General features: G+C 47.1%; 15 protein-coding genes, 2 tRNA genes and 1 pseudogene. All 18 read left to right on the top strand.

Annotated elements, in window-relative coordinates; genetic code table 11:
* The first annotated feature begins 16 nt into the window (after window positions 1–16).
* A complete protein-coding gene (gene proS / locus MCG98_RS04835) occupies window positions 17–1,456 on the top strand; it encodes a proline--tRNA ligase (protein ID WP_240286181.1) in 1,440 nt (479 codons plus the stop codon).
* Between the two features lie 17 nt (window positions 1,457–1,473).
* On the top strand, window positions 1,474–2,820 hold the full coding sequence (locus MCG98_RS04840; protein WP_240286183.1) for a CCA tRNA nucleotidyltransferase: 1,347 nt from the start codon (window positions 1,474–1,476) through the stop codon (window positions 2,818–2,820).
* Window positions 2,821–2,908: 88 nt separating this feature from the next.
* Window positions 2,909–3,910 carry a CotS family spore coat protein gene (locus MCG98_RS04845; RefSeq protein ID WP_240286184.1) on the top strand — a complete coding sequence of 334 codons (1,002 nt, stop codon included), beginning with the start codon at window positions 2,909–2,911 and terminating at the stop codon, window positions 3,908–3,910.
* A gap of 32 nt (window positions 3,911–3,942) precedes the next feature.
* Window positions 3,943–5,673: a phospho-sugar mutase gene (locus MCG98_RS04850; protein ID WP_240286186.1), complete on the top strand. Its 1,731-nt coding sequence runs from the start codon at window positions 3,943–3,945 to the stop codon at window positions 5,671–5,673.
* Between the two features lie 24 nt (window positions 5,674–5,697).
* Window positions 5,698–6,402, top strand: coding sequence for a MazG family protein (locus tag MCG98_RS04855; protein WP_240300678.1), 705 nt, complete (start codon window positions 5,698–5,700; stop codon window positions 6,400–6,402).
* 107 nt (window positions 6,403–6,509) lie between these two features.
* Window positions 6,510–6,788 (top strand): HU family DNA-binding protein, encoded by a 279-nt coding sequence (locus MCG98_RS04860; RefSeq protein WP_028528507.1) that lies wholly within the window; start codon window positions 6,510–6,512, stop codon window positions 6,786–6,788.
* A 73-nt stretch (window positions 6,789–6,861) separates the two neighbouring features.
* Window positions 6,862–7,101 carry an RNA-binding S4 domain-containing protein gene (locus MCG98_RS04865; protein ID WP_240300679.1) on the top strand — a complete coding sequence of 80 codons (240 nt, stop codon included), beginning with the start codon at window positions 6,862–6,864 and terminating at the stop codon, window positions 7,099–7,101.
* Between the two features lie 94 nt (window positions 7,102–7,195).
* Window positions 7,196–7,480: a sporulation protein YabP gene (gene yabP, locus MCG98_RS04870; protein WP_028528505.1), complete on the top strand. Its 285-nt coding sequence runs from the start codon at window positions 7,196–7,198 to the stop codon at window positions 7,478–7,480.
* Window positions 7,481–7,924: 444 nt separating this feature from the next.
* A complete protein-coding gene (locus tag MCG98_RS04875) occupies window positions 7,925–8,248 on the top strand; it encodes a septum formation initiator family protein (protein ID WP_240300680.1) in 324 nt (107 codons plus the stop codon).
* A gap of 116 nt (window positions 8,249–8,364) precedes the next feature.
* Entirely contained in the window at window positions 8,365–9,843 is a 1,479-nt protein-coding gene (locus MCG98_RS04880) for a SpoIIE family protein phosphatase (RefSeq protein ID WP_028528503.1), read from the top strand.
* Window positions 9,844–9,853: 10 nt separating this feature from the next.
* Window positions 9,854–11,248: a tRNA lysidine(34) synthetase TilS gene (tilS, locus tag MCG98_RS04885; protein ID WP_240300681.1), complete on the top strand. Its 1,395-nt coding sequence runs from the start codon at window positions 9,854–9,856 to the stop codon at window positions 11,246–11,248.
* Window positions 11,241–11,762 (top strand): annotated as a pseudogene (gene hpt, locus MCG98_RS04890) (hypoxanthine phosphoribosyltransferase); the annotation flags it as partial. The gene tilS and the pseudogene hpt, both read left to right, overlap by 8 nt.
* Window positions 11,763–11,913: 151 nt before the next feature.
* Window positions 11,914–13,743 carry an ATP-dependent zinc metalloprotease FtsH gene (gene ftsH / locus MCG98_RS04895; RefSeq protein ID WP_345891623.1) on the top strand — a complete coding sequence of 610 codons (1,830 nt, stop codon included), beginning with the start codon at window positions 11,914–11,916 and terminating at the stop codon, window positions 13,741–13,743.
* Between the two features lie 311 nt (window positions 13,744–14,054).
* Window positions 14,055–16,160 carry an alpha-glycosidase gene (locus tag MCG98_RS04900; RefSeq protein ID WP_240300682.1) on the top strand — a complete coding sequence of 702 codons (2,106 nt, stop codon included), beginning with the start codon at window positions 14,055–14,057 and terminating at the stop codon, window positions 16,158–16,160.
* A 90-nt stretch (window positions 16,161–16,250) separates the two neighbouring features.
* A tRNA-Tyr gene (locus tag MCG98_RS04905) sits at window positions 16,251–16,332 on the top strand.
* 353 nt (window positions 16,333–16,685) lie between these two features.
* Window positions 16,686–16,771 (top strand) — tRNA-Leu (locus tag MCG98_RS04910).
* A gap of 387 nt (window positions 16,772–17,158) precedes the next feature.
* On the top strand, window positions 17,159–17,716 hold the full coding sequence (locus MCG98_RS04915; RefSeq protein WP_240300683.1) for a flavodoxin family protein: 558 nt from the start codon (window positions 17,159–17,161) through the stop codon (window positions 17,714–17,716).
* Between the two features lie 297 nt (window positions 17,717–18,013).
* A complete protein-coding gene (locus MCG98_RS04920) occupies window positions 18,014–19,330 on the top strand; it encodes an aspartate aminotransferase family protein (protein WP_240300684.1) in 1,317 nt (438 codons plus the stop codon).
* The last annotated feature ends 2 nt before the right edge of the window (window positions 19,331–19,332 follow it).

Below are 19,332 nucleotides of genomic sequence, written 5' to 3' on the forward strand. Positions count from 1 at the left end.
GTAAAAAGGAGAAATTATGGCTAAGGAAAAGAAACTGGTTGAAGCGATTACTTCCATGGAGGAAGATTTTGCGCAGTGGTATACGGATATTGTAAAAAAGGCAGAGCTGATTGACTATACAAGCGTAAAAGGCTGTATGGTAATCAAACCGGCTGGATATGCGATCTGGGAAAATATTCAGCATGAGCTTGACAGACGGTTTAAAGAGACGGGAGTTGAGAATGTATATCTTCCGATGTTTATTCCTGAAAGCCTTCTGCAAAAAGAAAAGGACCATGTGGAAGGCTTTGCGCCTGAGGTTGCATGGGTGACACACGGCGGACTGGAACCGCTTCAGGAGCGTCTCTGTGTCAGGCCGACTTCCGAGACATTGTTCTGTGACCTGTACGCCAAGGATGTCCATTCTCACAGGGATCTTCCGAAGCTGTACAATCAGTGGTGCTCTGTTGTGCGCTGGGAAAAGACGACGAGACCGTTCCTCCGCTCCAGAGAATTCTTATGGCAGGAAGGCCATACTGCACATGCAACGGCAAAAGAGGCAGAAGAACGTACGATCATGATGCTGAATGTGTATGCAGATTTCTGCGAGGAAGTGCTGGCTATTCCTGTGATCAAAGGAAGAAAGACGGATAAGGAAAAGTTTGCCGGGGCAGAGGCAACGTATACAATTGAATCCCTGATGCATGATGGTAAGGCACTCCAGTCCGGAACCAGTCATAACTTTGGGGATGGGTTTGCACAGGCATTCGGTATCCAGTATGCCGATAAAGATAACCAGTTGAAATACGTACATCAGACCTCATGGGGCATGACGACTCGTATGATCGGAGCTATCATTATGGTACATGGAGACAACAGCGGACTGGTATTGCCTCCGCGCATTGCACCCGTGCAGGTAATGGTCATTCCGATCCAGCAGAAAAAAGAAGGCGTTCTGGATATGGCGGACAAAGTCTGCAGCAGTCTGAGGGCATCGGGTGTTCGAGCACGACTGGATGATTCGGATAAGAGCCCGGGCTGGAAATTCTCAGAGCAGGAAATGAGAGGAATACCAGTGCGTATCGAGCTGGGACCGAAGGATATAGAAAATGGTCAGGCTGTGCTGGTTCGCCGTGATACAAGAGAAAAGACTGTTGTGGCACTTGACGAGGCTGCAGCAAAAGCACAGGAACTGCTCGTGACGATTCAGAAGGATATGCTGGACAGAGCGAGGGAACACCGTGATTCCCATACCTACGTGGCACAGGATTATGAAAGCTTCCGGAAAACAATTGAAGAGAAACCGGGGTTTGTTAAGGCTATGTGGTGCGGCTGCCAGGAATGTGAGGAAAAGATCAAAGAGGAGACACAGGCAACGTCCAGATGCATACCGTTTGAGCAGGAACAGATCGCTGATACCTGTGTCTGCTGTGGAAAACCGGCAGTGAAGATGGTGTACTGGGGTAAAGCATATTAATCTTAAGGAGAGTGCGTATGAGACTGAGACTGCCGCCGGCGGTTTGGATGATCATTGACAAGCTTACACAGAGTGGATATGAGGCATATGCTGTCGGGGGGTGTGTGAGGGACAGTGTACTGGACCGCTCACCGGATGACTGGGATATCACTACGTCTGCGACCCCCGGACAGGTGAAAGAATTGTTTCGTCATACTGTGGATACCGGGCTGGCGCACGGTACGGTAACCGTCCTCGTCTCCGGGGAAGGATTTGAGGTGACTACGTACCGTATTGACGGAAAGTATGAGGACGGACGACATCCCAAAGATGTGACATTTACACCGAATTTGTCAGAGGATTTAAAACGGCGGGATTTTACGATCAATGCGATGGCATACAGTCCGGCTGCCGGGCTGATCGATATATTCGGCGGCATGCAGGATCTGCAGAGACACAGAATTCGCTGTGTGGGGGAACCCGCACAGCGTTTTTCAGAAGATGCCCTGCGCATTCTGCGGGCTGTCCGATTCTCTGCCCAGCTGGGCTTTACAATCGAGGAGAATACGAGAAAAGCAATTCGGAAACTGGCTCCCACCCTGTCCAAAATCAGTGCAGAGAGAATTCAGACGGAGCTCGTGAAGTTGTTGATGTCACCGCGGCCCACGATGATCCGCGAGGCATATGAGACGGGCATCACGGCCGCAGTGCTGCCGGAATTCGACGAGATGATGTGCACGCCGCAGAATAACCCGGATCACGTGTACTCAGTGGGGGAACATACACTGGAAGTGCTGCGCCACATTGAGAAAGACAAGGTGCTGAGAATCGCTGCACTGCTGCATGATGTCGGAAAGCCGGCGGTGAGGACGACGGATGAAAATGGTGTCGATCACTTTAACGGGCATCATAAAGCAGGGGCTGATCGCGCCAGAAGTATCTTAAAACGTCTGAAATTCGACAACGATACCATTGAACAGGTTAAGAATCTGGTATACTGGCATGATACGAAGACGCAGGCGGAAGAGCGTCTCGTCAGACGTGCGGTGCACCGTATCGGAGAGGACCTGTTTCCGCGTCTTTTGAAGCTGCAGTATGCGGATACGATGGCACAGAGCGGCTGGTACAGGCAGGAGAAGCTCAGACGCCTGGAGGGTGTCAGTGTGCTGTTCGATAAGATTGTTTCAGAGAAACAATGTGTATCCCTGAAGACCCTGAAACTGTCGGGCGGTGACCTCATGGCGCTGGGGATGAAGCCGGGACCTAAGATCGGAATCGTGCTGCAGGAAGCACTGGAAGAGGTTCTCGATGATCCGGCACGGAATACCAGGGAGTACCTGCTGGCATTTGCCGGGAAAAAAACGGCAGGGAAACAGACAGTGTGAGAATGCATCAGACTGCTCCGTCCATAAATTGTATATTTTTTACCCCTTCAACATAAGATAGAAAGAGCTTATGGTGAGGGGGTTTGTTATGTACGATTATGGGTTAAGTGTAATGGAACAGTATGGACTGACAGTAAAGTCATCGTACCGGGGACGCGGAGCGCTGATCTGTGAAACTCAGCGCGGACTTAAGATAGTAAAAGAGTACCGGGGATCGGAGAAGAAACTGGAGCTTCAGAGGAAACTGCAGCTTCATATTCTGGAGAGCGGAGAGACCAGAGTGGACTGTGTGCTGGAAAATGAAGAAGGAAAGCTGGTCTCCAATGACAGAGATGGTATTCCGTATGTGGTAAGAGAATGGTTTACGGGGAGAGAATGCGATACAAAGTCCGCAAGTGATGTTCTTGAAGGGGTGAAAGCGCTTGCCCGGTTACATAATGTCATGCAAATGCCGCTGGAGGAGAATTACCGGAAGGAGTCTCTCCTGGATGAATGTACACGGCATAACCGGGAAATCAGGAAAATAGGAAATTTCATCCGAAAGAAAAATTCCAGAACAGATTTTGAAATGCAGCTTCTTCGCTGTATGGACAGCTTTCTGAAACAGGGCGAGACGGCTGTGGAACAGCTTGAACGTTCCGGTTATCAGGAGCTGTACCAAACGGCGATGGAAACGGGCAGTGTCTGCCATGGTGAGTGTAATCAGCACAATATAATATGGACGGGCGGTCGCCCGACACTGATCAATTATGAAAAATGGAACTATGATGTTCAGGTAGCTGACCTGTATCAGTTTATGAGAAAGATACTGGAAAAACATAACTGGGATATCGGACTTGGAAAAAGCATGCTCACAGGATATCACAGCGTTAAACCACTTTCTGAGGAGGAAGTACTCAATCTGAAGATCAGGCTTTCTTATCCCTGGAAATTCTGGAAACTGGTCAACTATTATGCAAACAATCACAAAGCCTGGATTTCGGGGCGCAACTCGGAAAAACTTCAGCTGGTCATGAGGCAGCAGAAGGCGTGGTCGGAATTTCTAAAAACCTGTTTTTCTGATTTCCTTTTTCCGTCAGATACGCTATAATAAGAGAAAAGAAGCTGGTAGGAGGTACCTTTATGAACTATAAGGAAACATATGAATTGTGGGTGAATTCACCTTACTTTGACGAAGAAACCAAGGCAGAGCTTAAAAGTATTGCAAATGATGAACAGGAAATCAAAGAACGTTTTTATAAGGACCTTGAATTTGGTACTGCCGGTCTCCGCGGTGTGATCGGTGCAGGGACCAATCGTATGAATATTTACGTAGTGAGAAAGACCACACAGGGTCTTGCAAACTATATTGCCGGGCTGAATGCAAAAGATCAGGGCGTGGCCATTGCATTTGACTCCAGAAGGATGTCTCCGGAATTTGCGAATGAAGCAGCGCTGTGTCTGGCAGCGAACGGGATTAAAGCTTATATTTTTGAATCACTGCGTCCGACACCGGAACTCTCCTATGCAGTTCGTAAGCTTGGATGTATCGCCGGCATCAATATCACAGCCAGCCATAATCCGCCGGAATATAATGGATATAAAGTATACTGGGAGGACGGTGCCCAGATCACACCGCCTCATGATTCCGGAATCATGGATGAAGTTCAGAAGGTTACAGATTACAATGACGTGAAAACAATGGACAAAGATGCCGCCCAAAATGCAGGAATGTACGTTGTTATCGGCCGGGAAGTTGACGATGCATATATGGAAGAACTGAAAAGCCAGGTGCTCCATATGGATGCTATCAGGGAGACCGCAAAAGATCTGAAGATCGTCTACAGCCCGCTGCATGGAACCGGAAATATTCCCGCGCGCCGCGTGCTTCAGGAGCTGGGATTTGAAAATGTGTACGTTGTAAAAGAGCAGGAACTTCCGGACGGGGAATTCCCTACTGTCAGCTATCCGAATCCTGAGGCTGAAGAGGCTTTTACACTTGGTTTAAAGCTGGCGAAGGAAGTGGATGCAGATCTGGTGCTTGCAACGGATCCGGATGCTGACCGGCTTGGCGTGTACGTGAAAGACCGTGAAGGTAAATATCATACGTTGACCGGAAATATGTCGGGCTGCCTTCTTGCAGATTATGAGATCGGACAGAAAAAAGCCCTGAAAGGCCTGCCGGATGACGGAGCACTGATTAAAACTATCGTAACGACGAATATGGCGGACGCGATCGCCAAATACTATGGTGTGAAATTAATCGAGGTGCTGACAGGATTTAAATTTATCGGACAGCAGATTCTGGGCTTTGAACAGAATAAGAAGGGAACCTATCTCTTCGGATTTGAGGAGAGCTACGGATGCCTGATCGGAACTCATGCGAGAGATAAAGATGCCATCGTGGCGACAATGGCACTCTGTGAAGCAGCAGCCTACTACAGGACCCAGGACAAAACGCTTTGGGATGCAATGATCGATATGTATGAACGCTATGGTTATTATAAGGATGACATTAAGGCCATCACTCTGAAAGGGATCGAAGGTCTGGAAAAGATTCAGGAAATCTTAAGCGGACTGCGGGAGAATCCGCCTGCGAAGATCGGAGCCTACGATGTTCTGTCCGTGAGGGATTATCAGAAAGACACGATCACTGAGACGGCAACCGGCGATGTGAAGCCGACTGGACTGCCAAAATCCAATGTTCTGTACTATGACCTGACAGATGATGCATGGGTATGTGTACGTCCGTCAGGAACAGAGCCTAAGGTTAAATTCTATTACGGTATCAAAGGTACATCTCTTAAAGATGCTGACTCGAAATCGGAAGCCCTGGGTAAAGAAGTGCTTGCCATGATCGACCGTATGATGTAATACCGGATGAATTTGGAGGACCCCATGGAAAAGACATACTCATTTGAAGAACTGAAAGAGATCATCGCGAAACTGAGAAGCCCGGACGGATGCCCCTGGGACCGCGAGCAGACGCACGAGAGTCTCAGAGCCTGTATGGTCGAGGAGGCCTATGAGGCAGTTGACGGGATACGCATCCTCTCTGAGACCGGGGCGTGGGACAACCTGTGTGAGGAGCTGGGGGATGTACTTCTGCAGGTGCTGATGCACAGCCGGATTGCCGAGGAGGAAGGGCTGTTTGGGCTTGATGATGTGATCCAGGGAATCAGTGAAAAGATGATCCGCAGGCACCCTCATGTGTTTGGGGACCAGAAGGCGGATGATTCCGGACAGGTTCTGGTAAACTGGGAGCAGATTAAAAAGCAGGAAAAAAAGGATCAGCCCGGGGTATCAGAACTGGAAGCTGTTCCGCACAGTCTTCCTGCCCTGATCCGCACATCAAAGGTCCTGAAAAAGATCGAAAACTTAACCGGCGAATTTTCCAGTGAAAGTGACAGTATACGCAGTGCACGTGAATGTCTGGAAAAACTGGAGGATGGCAGCAGCGAGGAGGATTCCGAAGTGATCGGTGCGCTGCTCGCCCATATCTGTAATCTCTCCAGAAAGCGCAGAGTCCACGCGGAGGAGGCGCTTGGAGATTATCTGGAAGAGACGATTAAAAAAGCAGAATTCCTTGACAAACCCATGTAAACGTTATATAAATATTGAGTAGGGTTTATCCGATTTTGTTTGATTGATACAAAAGGATCATAAAACCGTAAGAAATGAAAATAGAAGATTTCAGAGGAGGAATACTCATGAACAAGACAGAATTAATTGCAGCTATGGCTGACCAGGCAGAATTATCCAAAAAAGATGCAGAAGCTGCGCTTAAAGCATTCGTAGATGTGATCGCAGCAGAGTTAAAGAAGGGTGAAAAAGTTCAGCTGGTTGGTTTCGGCACTTTTGAAGTGGCTGAAAGAGCTGCAAGAGAAGGCAGAAATCCTCAGACAGGTAAAACAATGAAGATTGAAGCTTCGAAGGCACCGAAATTTAAAGCAGGAAAAGCTTTAAAAGATATGGTGAATGAGAAATAATTTTAGTAACCATCGGAGGGACAAGCAATTGTCTCTCCTTTTTTTCGCAATGAGAAATACGGAGGTAAGGTTTATGAGACTGGATAAGTTTCTGAAAGTGTCACGTCTGATCAAACGGCGTACAGTTGCAAATGAGGCATGTGATGCGGGCAGGGTTCTCGTGAATGGGAATCCGGCAAAAGCATCGGTTAAGGTAAAAGCGGGAGATATCCTGGAAATACAGTTTGGTACCAAAACCGTAAAGGTGGAGGTGCTGGATGTAAAGGAAACTGTTAAAAAAGAAGAGGCGGAAAGTCTTTACCGTTATCTGTAGGACACCCGTGTAAACCGGCGATGTTTTCAGCCGGAGGCATATCGGGAAGGAAACCCCCATATAATGAAAAAGAGACGTGTATGGGGAGAATGATATGGAGGAGGCAACACGCAAGGAACACGGGCTTACGCTGGATGGCCGGAGAGCCGGTAAGATTACCGGTGTCGTGGATGTGGTATCTTTTGATCCGGAGATGATCCTGCTGGAGACATCTCAGGGGATGCTGACGATCAAAGGTCAGGAGCTGCATGTGAGCCGCCTGTATCTGGAAAAGGGAGAAGTAGACGTAGAGGGTCTTTTCCAGAGCATGGTTTATTCGGATGACGGGAATTATGGGCGCAGGCAGAAGGGCAGTCTGGTCAAAAGACTGTTTAAATAAAGCATGAGCGCATATATGAGCAGCGAGCTGCTGCTGTTTGCAAAATCCCTCTGGTACGGAGCTGTTATGCTGTTAGGGTATGATTTCTTTCGTATTATACGTCGCGTCATACATCACCGGCCGGTTTGGGTCATTACAGAGGATCTCTGCTATTGGATTGGCAGCGGATTCTTTTTATTTTCCAGGATATATCAGGAAAATAATGGAGTTCTGCGTGGATATTTCTTTGTAGGGATCCTGCTCGGCATGGTGTTATATCATTATACGCTCAGCAGCTGTCTGGTGCGTTTTACAGCGCTCTTTTTGAATAAAATAAAAGAATTTTTTCGAATGCTGACAAAGAAGATAATATTTTTGATAAAAAGGTTGAAATTTTTGGTATTACGATGTAAAATTTCCTTATCTAGGTTATTATGTAGATTATTGCGAAAGTCGTGAGGTCATATGAGTTCAAAAAAAAATTCAGCAAAAATGAGAGCAAAACGCAACCAGAGATATAATAAAATGGCTATGGTTGGCATCAGCATCGTGGTATGCATGCTGTTAGTTGTGTTATTCGTCCAGGGGCAGTCCGTCAGGGAGCGGATCTCGGCAAATAATCAGAAACAGGATGAACTTGCTCAACAGATAGAAGACGAGAACAAACGTACAGAAGATATTGAGAACATGCAGGAATACATGCAGAGTGATGAGTATATCGAAAAGATAGCCAAGGAAAAAATTGGCCTGGTGAAAGAAAACGAGATTATTTTCAAAGAGGCGGATTAGGGGTTTTTTGTCTAAAATTTCTTTGGACTGCCAGTGTGTATTTGACAAGTTTCTTATAATAAAGCATCTATAATAAATCTCTGAGAGTATATATAAGATAAGGGGGTTTATGCCAGATGCAGGATTTAATCATTGCCATGCTCGCGATCAGTGCGATACTGATACTTCGGGACATGGCAAAAATTGTCTTTTGGGGGAGAAAAAAGGAAGATCCCGTCTACGACTGTCATCCGCAGAAGGAACGGATGGAACAGTATGCACAGTCATTGCAGAAACTGGCAGACACGTTTTATCAGATGCCGTGCCGGAGGGAGCGCCTGAGCAACAGCGAGATAGAAGGGATCTTCGCGAAGATGCAGGATAAACTCTGCAGCAGATGTCCGAAAAAGGAAATCTGCTGGAGGCAGCAAAGCATTATGACGTGTCAGAAGGTGTGTGACATGCTCTGCCTGATTGAGGAGGGCAATGCGGAAAAAATTTTAAGGGCACAGGGAGACTGGTATGCAGACTGCCTGAACGCAGGTAAATTCGTGGAATACCTGCAGGATGAATTCCAGAATGCAAGGCAAAATCTGATCTGGAACAATCGACAGATAGAAAACAGAGTTGCAGTTGCGGAGCAGTTAAATGAAGTCGCACATACGATTCAGAAGGTTGCGGCAGATTTGTATGATATTGCAGCGGTTTCCGGAGATATGGAGCAGCGGGTCAAAAAGATCATGCAGAAGCGCCACGTTCTCGTGAAACAGATATGGATGATGGAAAAGCCGGATGAGAAGATGAAACTTTTTCTGACGATGCGGGTCAGAGGCGGACAGTGCATTGCAGTCAGTGAAGTGGCTTCCATACTGTCCGAAATGTACGACCGCAGACTCGTTCCTGCAAGGGACAGCCGGGCTATCGTGAACAGCGATGTGCGTACGGTATTGTTTGTGGAGGACACAAATTATAAAGTGCTCTATGGTGTTGCAAAAGTCACGAAAGAAAATGAAACCGTATCCGGTGATAATTATGTCTGCACACAGGGAGAGGAGCAGTTTGTCATGTGTCTGTCGGATGGAATGGGTTCAGGTCTGGAGGCGTGTCAGGAGAGTGAGGCAGTGGTAGAGATTCTGGAACAGTTTCTCACAACCGGGTTCTCGCGGGAGACGGCGGCACGTATGCTGAATTCAGCGCTTGTACTGCAGCGCAGGGATGGTATGTACTCGACCGTTGATATCTGTGCATTGAATCTCTACACCGGAGTATGCGAATTTTTAAAAGCGGGGGCCGCCACCACCTTTATCAAACGTGACCAGTGGGTGGAGGCGATCTCGTCGACGACACTTGCGGCGGGTCTGCTTCAGCAGATGGATTTTGAGACGACGACCAAAAAAATGTATGACGGGGATTATCTGATCATGGTAACAGACGGGGTGCTGGATGCACTTCCGAAAGAGAGGGAAGAGGAGACGATGAAAGAGATCATTCTGCAGGTACATAGCACGCAGCCCAGGGAAGTTGGGCGCAATATCATGGAAAAAGTCATGGGATACTGCGGTTACCGCGCGGGAGACGATATGACAGTGCTTGTGGCAGGTGTCTGGAGAAAATAGGAGAAAGAGTATGCAAAAGAGGGTTCTGGATTTCATACGGCAGCATCATATGATCAGCGACGGGGACAGGATTGTGGCAGGGGTATCCGGCGGCGCAGATTCCGTCTGCCTGTTTTCTATACTGCGCAGACTGCAGGAACAGATACCGTTTACGTTTGCTGTGGTGCATGTCAACCACATGCTCAGAGGCGAAGAAGCGAAAGCAGATGAAAGATTTGTACACGAACTGTGCCGGAGGCATGACATCACATGCAGGATCTTCAGGGAAAACGTTGCCGGGATCGCTGAGCGGGAAAAGCTTTCACTCGAAGAGGCCGGCCGCCGTGTACGCTACCAGGCATTTGAAAGATTTTCACGTGAGTGGGGGGCAGATAAAACGGCACTGGCTCATCACCAGAATGACTGTGCGGAGACCATGCTGTATCATCTGGCACGTGGAACGGGACTTCGGGGGCTCTGCAGCCTGCGTCCGGTCCGAAATTCTGTGATTCGTCCTCTTTTGTGTATGAACCGCTCGGAAATTGAGCAGTATTTAAAGGAAGAGAAGATAGAATACCGTACAGACAGTACGAATATGGATGAGGAATATACGAGAAATAAAATCCGGCATCGGATGATGCCGTATCTGACAGAAGAGATCAATCCACGTGCAGTGGAGCACATGGCTGCAACTGCACAGAGTCTGGAAGAAGTTCAGGATTATCTTGATGAAATGACGGAGATTCTGATGGAGAAATATGTACAGGAGTCAGGTGACAGTCTTCTTGCAGATAATCAGCTGGCCCGTGAACCGCTTCTTCTTCAGAAGTGTGTGCTGCAAAAATGCCTGGAGCAGTCCGCAGGGACAAAAAAAGATTTTACCAGAGTACATCTGGAAGAAATCTGTGCATTGTTCGCCAGGGAAACCGGAAAATGCCTGCATCTTCCGTACAGCCTTGTCGTTACAAGGACATACCGGGGACTGGCATTTCGAAGAGCTGATATCCGTGAACAGTATGGGACGCTTCCGGCATTTTTCTGCGAGCAGCTGAAGATTCCCGGAGATACACAGATTGAAAAATGGACGGTACAATGTGAATTATTGAGAAATTCCATGCAAAGAATTCCACAAAAAACATATACGAAATGGTTGGATTATGATAGAATAAAAGATACTTTGGTGATTCGGACCAGGCTTCCGGGAGATTATATCAGGATCAATGAGGAAGGCGGCAGAAAGAAGATCAAAGATTATTTTATCGACCTCAAGATTCCGCGGGAGGAGCGGGATAAAATCCTTCTGCTGGCAGCAGGGTCAGAGGTCTTATGGGTGGTGGGTCACCGGATCAGCCAGGCATGCATGGTCCGTGATTCGACGGAATGCATTTTACGGATTCAGATAAAAGGAGGAAGTATTCATGAGTGATAAGATCAGCGTGCTCCTGAGTGAGGAGCAGGTGCTGACAGGAATTCTAAAAGCGGCGGAACAGATTAATCGTGATTATGCCGGAAGAAGCATTCATTTAATCTGCGTTTTGAAAGGCAGTGTGTTTTTTACCTGTGAACTTGCGAAACATCTTACGATACCAGTGACGATGGATTTCATGACCGTGTCCAGTTATGGGGATGCTACGGTGTCAAGCGGTGTGGTAAACATTAAGAAAGATCTGGATGAATCGATTGAAGGCAGAGATGTATTGATCATAGAGGACATTGTTGATTCCGGAAGGACCCTGAGTCTTCTCGCGGCAGAGCTGGAAACACGAAATCCCAAAAGTCTGCGTCTGTGTACGCTTCTTGATAAACCCGAGCGGCGGGTGACGGATGTGACAGTGGATTATGTATGCTTTGAAATTCCGGATGAATTCGTAGTAGGATTTGGGCTTGATTCTGCACAGATGTACAGGAATCTTCCCTATATCGGTGTTCTGGAACCTGAAAAGTCAGATACCCCGCAGCAAGATACGGGGCATCAAATTTGTAGCACAGCGAGCTGCGGGGTATCTGACCCTCGCGACAGTCGCCAAGGTAAAGCAAGCTTGACTTTGGCTCGTTGCTCGCGGGATTAAAGGCTGAAAGGAGATTCTAGCAGTGAACAGACAATCAAGAGGATTACTGCTGTATTTTATAGTGGCAGTCATACTGGTCGGCAGTTTTATGTATCTGTCGGGAAGAATGCAGCAATCCGAGGAATATACTAATAAAGAGTACGAGGCAGCGCTTGATGGCGGTCAGATCTCTTCTGTGGGCATTGTCCAGAACAAACAGATCCCGACAGGACAGCTGGACGTGGTGCTGAAAGACGGGAGCAGGAGACAGCTGAATGTAAGTGATGTCAATGAGATTCAGGAACAGCTGAAGGAAAAGAATGTAGAATATCACGTATACGATGTGCCGAAGGACAATACGTTCCTGACGACGATCCTTCCGATTCTGGTATCGGTCGGACTGGTGCTGGTACTGATGATGTTTATGACACGCTCTATGAACGGTGGCGGGGGAAGCAATGCCAAGATGATGAATTTTGGAAAGAGCCGTGCCAGGATGTCCACTGAGAGTGATAAAAAGATAACTTTTAAAGAAGTAGCGGGCCTGGAGGAAGAAAAGGAGGATCTGGTAGAAATTGTGGATTTCCTGAAGGAGCCTCAGAAATACGTGAAGGTAGGTGCAAGGATTCCCAAAGGTGTGCTGCTTGTTGGACCGCCCGGAACCGGTAAAACACTGATGGCTAAGGCCGTTGCGGGGGAAGCGGGGGTTCCTTTTTTCAGCATTTCCGGTTCGGATTTTGTTGAGATGTTCGTCGGAGTCGGTGCATCACGTGTTCGTGACCTGTTTGAAGAGGGAAAGAAGCACAGTCCGTGCATTATTTTTATTGACGAGATCGATGCCGTTGCAAGAAGAAGAGGAACCGGAATGGGCGGAGGCCACGATGAGCGTGAGCAGACGCTGAATCAGCTGCTGGTGGAGATGGACGGATTTGGTGTCAATGAAGGTATCATTGTGATGGCGGCAACAAACCGTGTGGATATTCTGGACCCGGCGATCCTGCGCCCCGGACGATTTGACCGCCGTGTTGTAGTTGGCGCTCCGGATGTCAAAGGGCGTGAAGAAATCCTGAAAGTACATGCAAATGGAAAACCACTCGGTGAAGATGTGGATTTCAGGCAGATCGCACAGACAACAGCCGGATTTACAGGAGCAGAACTTGAGAATCTGCTGAATGAAGCGGCGATCCTGGCAGCGAAAGAAGACCGGTCTTACCTGATGCAGAAAGATATCAAGGACGCATTTATCAAGGTGGGAATCGGGACAGAAAAGAAAAGTAAAGTCATCTCAGATAAGGAAAAACGGATTACGGCCTATCATGAGGCGGGCCATGCGATTCTATGTTATGTGCTGCCGGATATTGATCCTGTCTATACTATTTCCATTATACCGACGGGAATGGGGGCGGCCGGATACACCATGCGGCTTCCGGAGAAAGATGAGCTTTTTAATACCCGTGGTGAGATGATGGAGAATATTCAGGTATGCCTGGGAGGGCGTATTGCGGAAGAAATTATATTCGACGATATCACAACAGGGGCATCTCAGGATATTAAACAGGCGACCTCCATTGCTAAAGCGATGGTGACGAAATACGGAATGTCATCTGAGGTCGGTCTGGTTGCATACGGAGATGACCAGGATGAGGTCTTTATCGGACGTGATCTGGCACATGCCCGCGGTTTCAGCGAGAGTGTAGCTTCCACGATTGATAAAGAGGTAAAACGGCTGATTGATACCTGTTATGAGAAGGCAAAACAGATCATACTGGAACATGAAGAGGTGCTTCACAGCTGTACAAAATTATTGCTTGAAAAAGAAAAAATAGGACGTGAGGAGTTTGAGTCCTTATTTGAAAAGGCGGAAACTGTATAATTTGCATAAAAAATAATTGAAAAATTTGTGAGGTTTGTGCACACTTTTTTGCAGACATGCGCTATAATACAAAATGTAACAACCCCCCAATACATTATATAGTTTTTGCTACACCCCAAAAGAAGAAATACCTTCTCTTAAAAGACAGCGATCGGAAAGCTGTCTTTTTTGCTTTAGGAGAAAAATGGGAGATATGGTTATATGGTGTCGAAAAACTGAACAAATTTGAACAAAAAGCACAAGTTTGTTGAATTACAGTCTGGGATAGGATAAAATAAGAATAAGACTAAAAATAGAAGGGTAGTTATTTTATGGATTTACAATTTTATCGTGAGCTGGAGAACCGCCTGAATTATATTCATAAGATGAAACCGCTATTGAGCAAGGAGGCGCTGCACAGTGATGAGTCTGAGTATTATCAGTTCCCAAGCGGTGCCTCTGCCGGCGACAGAGTCACCATACGCCTTCGCACCAAAAAGAGCAATGCGGATGCGGTGTATCTGATCAGTGGTTCACTTCGCAAAGAAATGTTTGTTGCAATGACAAAAGACGGATTCGACTATTACGAAACACAGGTAGTGCTGGGCGAGGAAACCATGCATTACTATTTTGAAATCCAAGCGGGAAAACTGACCTGTTATTATAATGAACTGGGTGTGACAAAAGATTTGAACGAACTGTATTCGTTTGGAATTGTTCCTGGATTTAAGACACCGGAATGGGCAAAAGGTGCAGTGATGTATCAGATCTTTGTGGACCGTTTTTATAATGGAGATAAGTCCAATGATGTTTTGAGCGGAGAATACTCCTACATCGGCGAACAGGTATTCCAGGAGACAGAGTGGGGAAAGCCGCCTCAGGCAATGGATGTCAGAACATTTTACGGAGGGGACCTGCAGGGGGTGATCGACAAGCTGGATTATCTTCAGGATCTGGGAATCGAGGTGTTGTACCTGAATCCTATTTTTGTGTCGCCGTCAAATCACAAGTACGATATTCAGGACTATGATTATGTTGATCCTCATTATGGAAAAATCGTATCGGATAACGGTGATTTGCTGGGACCGGGAGATCTTGAGAACACTCATGCGACGAGGTATATCAACCGCGTGACAGGGCTTGACAATCTGGAAGCCAGCAATAAGCTGTTTATCAAACTGGTTGAAGAGTTACATAAGCGCGGGATGAAGCTGATTCTTGACGGTGTGTTCAATCACTGTGGTTCATTTAATAAATGGCTGGACCGCGAACGCATTTATGAAAATGATGAGCATTATCAGAAAGGCGCTTATGTTGACTATAACAGTCCATATCAAACATTTTTTAAATTTAATAATGAACACGCATGGCCGTACAATGAGTTCTATGACGGCTGGTGGGGACACGATACGCTGCCGAAGCTGAATTATGAGAGATCTCCCATGCTCGAGGCGTATATCATGTATATCGCTAAAAAATGGGTATCACCGCCTTATAATGCGGATGGCTGGAGACTTGATGTGGCGGCTGATCTGGGACACAGTGCGGAATATAACCATCAGTTCTGGAAGAAGTTCCGCAGGGCTGTCAAGGAAGCCAATCCGGAAGCCCTGATCCTGGCTGAACATTACGGTGACGCAAAAGAATGGCTGGAGGGCGACGAATGGGATACTGTCATGAACTACGATGCGTTTATGGAACCGGTATCCTGGTTTCTGACAGGGATGGAAAAACACAGCGATCAGTTCAGGCCTGACCTGCTAGGAAACGGGGAATCTTTTACTCTGGCGATGAAATACCACATGTCGCGTTTTTATGGACCGTCACTGCATGTGGCAATGAATGAGCTGGATAACCATGATCATTCGCGTTTCCTGACCAGAACGAATCAAAAAGTCGGAAGAGTTGCACACCTTGGTTCAGCTGCGGCTGAAGAAGGTGTTAACAAAGCGGTGCTGAGGGAGGCTGTTGTCATACAGATGACATGGCCGGGAGCTCCGACACTGTATTATGGGGATGAGGCAGGTGTCTGTGGCTTTACAGATCCGGATAACCGCAGAACATATCCATGGGGAGCTGAGGATACGGAACTGTTGGAGTTCTACAGGCAGGCAATTGCAATGCATAAGCAGTATCCAGTCCTCAGAAAAGGTTCTCTGCGTCAGCTGATGTATGGATATAATATTATGGCATATGGCCGTTTCTCGCCGGATGAGCAGATTGCAGTCATCATAAATAACCGTGACGAAGAGACGGATGTGGAAGTGCCGGTATGGGAACTGGGGATGGACTGCATCCATGATAAGGTGATGGAACAGGTCTTTTATTCAGACGCCGGGGGATACCGTAATGAAAAGAAATCTTATCCGGTGGTTGCCGGTATTCTGAGTATCACGATGCCCCCTCGCGGAGCTGTCGTACTTTACCGAAAAGAATGACAATGGTCAGAAAGAAGACCTTGCATTTCATGCCGAAATGTGGTATAAAATATCTTGTCAGAGCGTATGGTGCGCTCTGACAGAAAAAATGGATGGATTCCCGAGTGGCCAAAGGGGGCAGACTGTAAATCTGTTGGCAACGCCTTCGAAGGTTCGAATCCTTCTCCATCCACGCCGAAAGCAACTTAGTGAACGCGAGCCCCAGGCGAAGCGTGAACTTAGTGCGAGGCGGTTCGCGAACCTTAATGAGCGCAGAGCGCGAATTTAGTTGAGCGAACATACCTTGTAAAAAGCAACTTAGTGAACGCGAGCCTCAGGCGAAGCGCGAACTTAGTGCGAGGCGGTTCGCGAACCTTAATGAGCGCAGAGCGCGAATTTAGCTGAGCGAACATACCTTGTAAAAAGCAACTTAGTGAACGCGAGCCTCAGGCGAAGCGTGAACTTAGTGCGAGGCGGTTCGCGAACCTTAATGAGCGCAGAGCGCGAATTTAGTTGAGCGAACATCCTATGCTTTCGTTTATTCAAGCCGCAGTGGCGGAACTGGCAGACGCACAGGACTTAAAATCCTGCGAGGGTTAAACTTCGTACCGGTTCGATTCCGGTCTGCGGCATTTGACCGTGAACAGCCGGACCATTCAGGTTCAGAAGTTCACGGTCATTTTCTGTAATGCCATGGTATAACGGGAGAGGAAACCGGTCTGCATCTCCATCTTATAATTCAGGGATATAAATCTCAGGCAGTATATTTTTGTGTACTTTCCGGTGATGTGATAAGATGTATATACACAAGTTATGATCGGCATTGGATGCCGGTATCTATGGCCGTTCGGCCAAATATTTCAATTCATTAAAATTTAAAATATCAAATCATGAATGAAGGCATGCAGCGCATAAAAAGAACGGCGAAAAATCTATTTTCACACAGGTCTTGACAATACTTAATATAATAGTTAAAATAAATAGTATATAAATAAAGAATCCATAAGGAGGAGTAAAAAATGAGCGAAAACATTCTTGTACTAACGGGCAGTCCCAGGAGGGGCGGCAACAGCGATACACTGGCTGATGCTTTTATCAGAGGAGCCGAAAAGAACAAAAACAGGGTAACAAAGGTTAATCTTGCAGAAAAGAAGATCAGCGGATGCAGGGCATGTAACGGCTGTTGGGTCAGCAGAGGAAACTGCGTTGTAGACGATGACATGAAGGAACTGGAACCCCTTCTGGAAAGCGCAGATGTACTTGTGATCGCGACACCGATCTACTGGTCTATGCTTCCAGCGCAGGTGAAAGCGCCGATTGACCGGCTTTATGAGTATGATCCTGTCCATGGCGGCAGGCATTTACATATCAAGGAAGCGATTCTTCTGACGTGTGGGGAGACAGATAATGCCGAGGACTTTATGATGATCAAGACATTTTTTAATATGCTCTCTGACTTCAATGGGATGAAGGTGCGTGATATTATCGCGGTTCCGGGTGTCAACATGAAGGGGGATATCAACGGAAATGATGTGCTTGCTCAGGCGGAAAAGCTGGGACTGTCTATTGGAGCATAAGGTGGGACGACATCAAAACAGAATATGGGATACATGGTAAAGGACGGATTTGAATTTGATTCAAAATCCGTCTTTTTTGATTGGGAAAATCCCTAAAAAGTTGGTGATTCATTGAGGTAAGGCGTGAGATGTTTTTTGTTTTTGGTAAATATGCACAAAAAAACACATATTGAAATAGTTATAATAAGTGTTGACACAAATAGAGGTAAAGTGTTATTATCATTACAACAAAACATAATATAACACATATAATAATACTTGGATAATAGGTGCGATTAAATTGAGAAGGAGAAGACTATGAGCAGAAACGAGGAAATCTTTAAAGAGGCTGAACAATATCTTGTAAACGGGGCATCTGCAGGCCAGAGATACAATGGTGTGCTTAAAATGCCGCTCTACATGGATCATGCAGACGGAGCCTACCTCTACGACGTGGATGGGAATCAATACATAGATTACCATGGCGGTTCGGGTGCTGCGCTGTTCGGACATAATCATCCGAGGATCAAAGAGGCGGTTGAAAAATCTGTTGAGAGAGGATTTTTCATGAATTACGACACGGAGGAGACGGTTGAGCTGGCAAAACTGGTCCGTGAAGTCTTCCCGGGCTGTGAAAAGATCCGACTTGCCAACACTGGTTCTGAGGCTACACAGGGTGCGATTCGTCTGGCGAGAGGCTACACAGGCAGAAACCTTGTGCTGAAATTCGAAGGCCATTTCCACGGAATGCACGAGAACATCTGGTTCAACCACAACGACGTGAGAGCTGAGCTGGGGGATGGGATTGTGGAGACTGTTCCGGACTCCCAGGGATTTCAGCTGAATGCAAAAGACAGTGTTGTGGTTGTGAAATTCAATGATCTGGATGCGCTTGAGGCAGCTGTTATAAAGTACAAAGATCAGATTGCATGTCTGATCATGGAGCCGATCAGTTTCAACTGTGGCTGCCTTGAGGCACGCCCGGGATTCCTCAGGAGCGTACGGGATATCTGTACACGGGAGGATATCCTGCTTATCTTTGACGAAGTCATCTGCGGACTGAGAATGAGACCGGGCTCGGCCCAGAAGCGTTACAATGTGCTCCCGGATCTGACTACGACGGCAAAAGCAATCGGCGGTGGTATTCCGATTGCAATTGTAGGAGGAAAAGCTGAGATCATGGATCATTTCAGTCCGAAGGGACCGGTAGTGATGTCCGGAACGTATACAGGGGCACTCATGTCCGTTATGGCATCTGTTGCCTGCATTAAAACGGCTATGGAGCCGGGATTCTATGATCACATCGAGGCGCTGGGCGACAGACTGTTCAATGGAATTGATGAGCTGTTCAGGAAACACGGACTGAAAGGCCATGTACGCGGTGTCGGTGCCCGGTTTGCCATTTACTTTGGCATTGAGAATCCGGATGATGACTATGATTTCCGTAAGGTCGCAGCAGAATTTGACCGTGATGCGGACCGGAGATTCGTCACAGAAGCGGTCAAAAATGGTCTGTGGTTCCATGACACATCTACAAAAATCACGCCTGCACACCGTGCGCTGATGTCCGCACATTCCATGCAGGATATGGACGATACACTGGACAGAATGGATCATATATTCAGGACACTGTAAGC

This window comes from Ruminococcus sp. OA3 (assembly GCF_022440845.1).
Lineage (GTDB): Bacteria > Bacillota > Clostridia > Lachnospirales > Lachnospiraceae > Ruminococcus_G.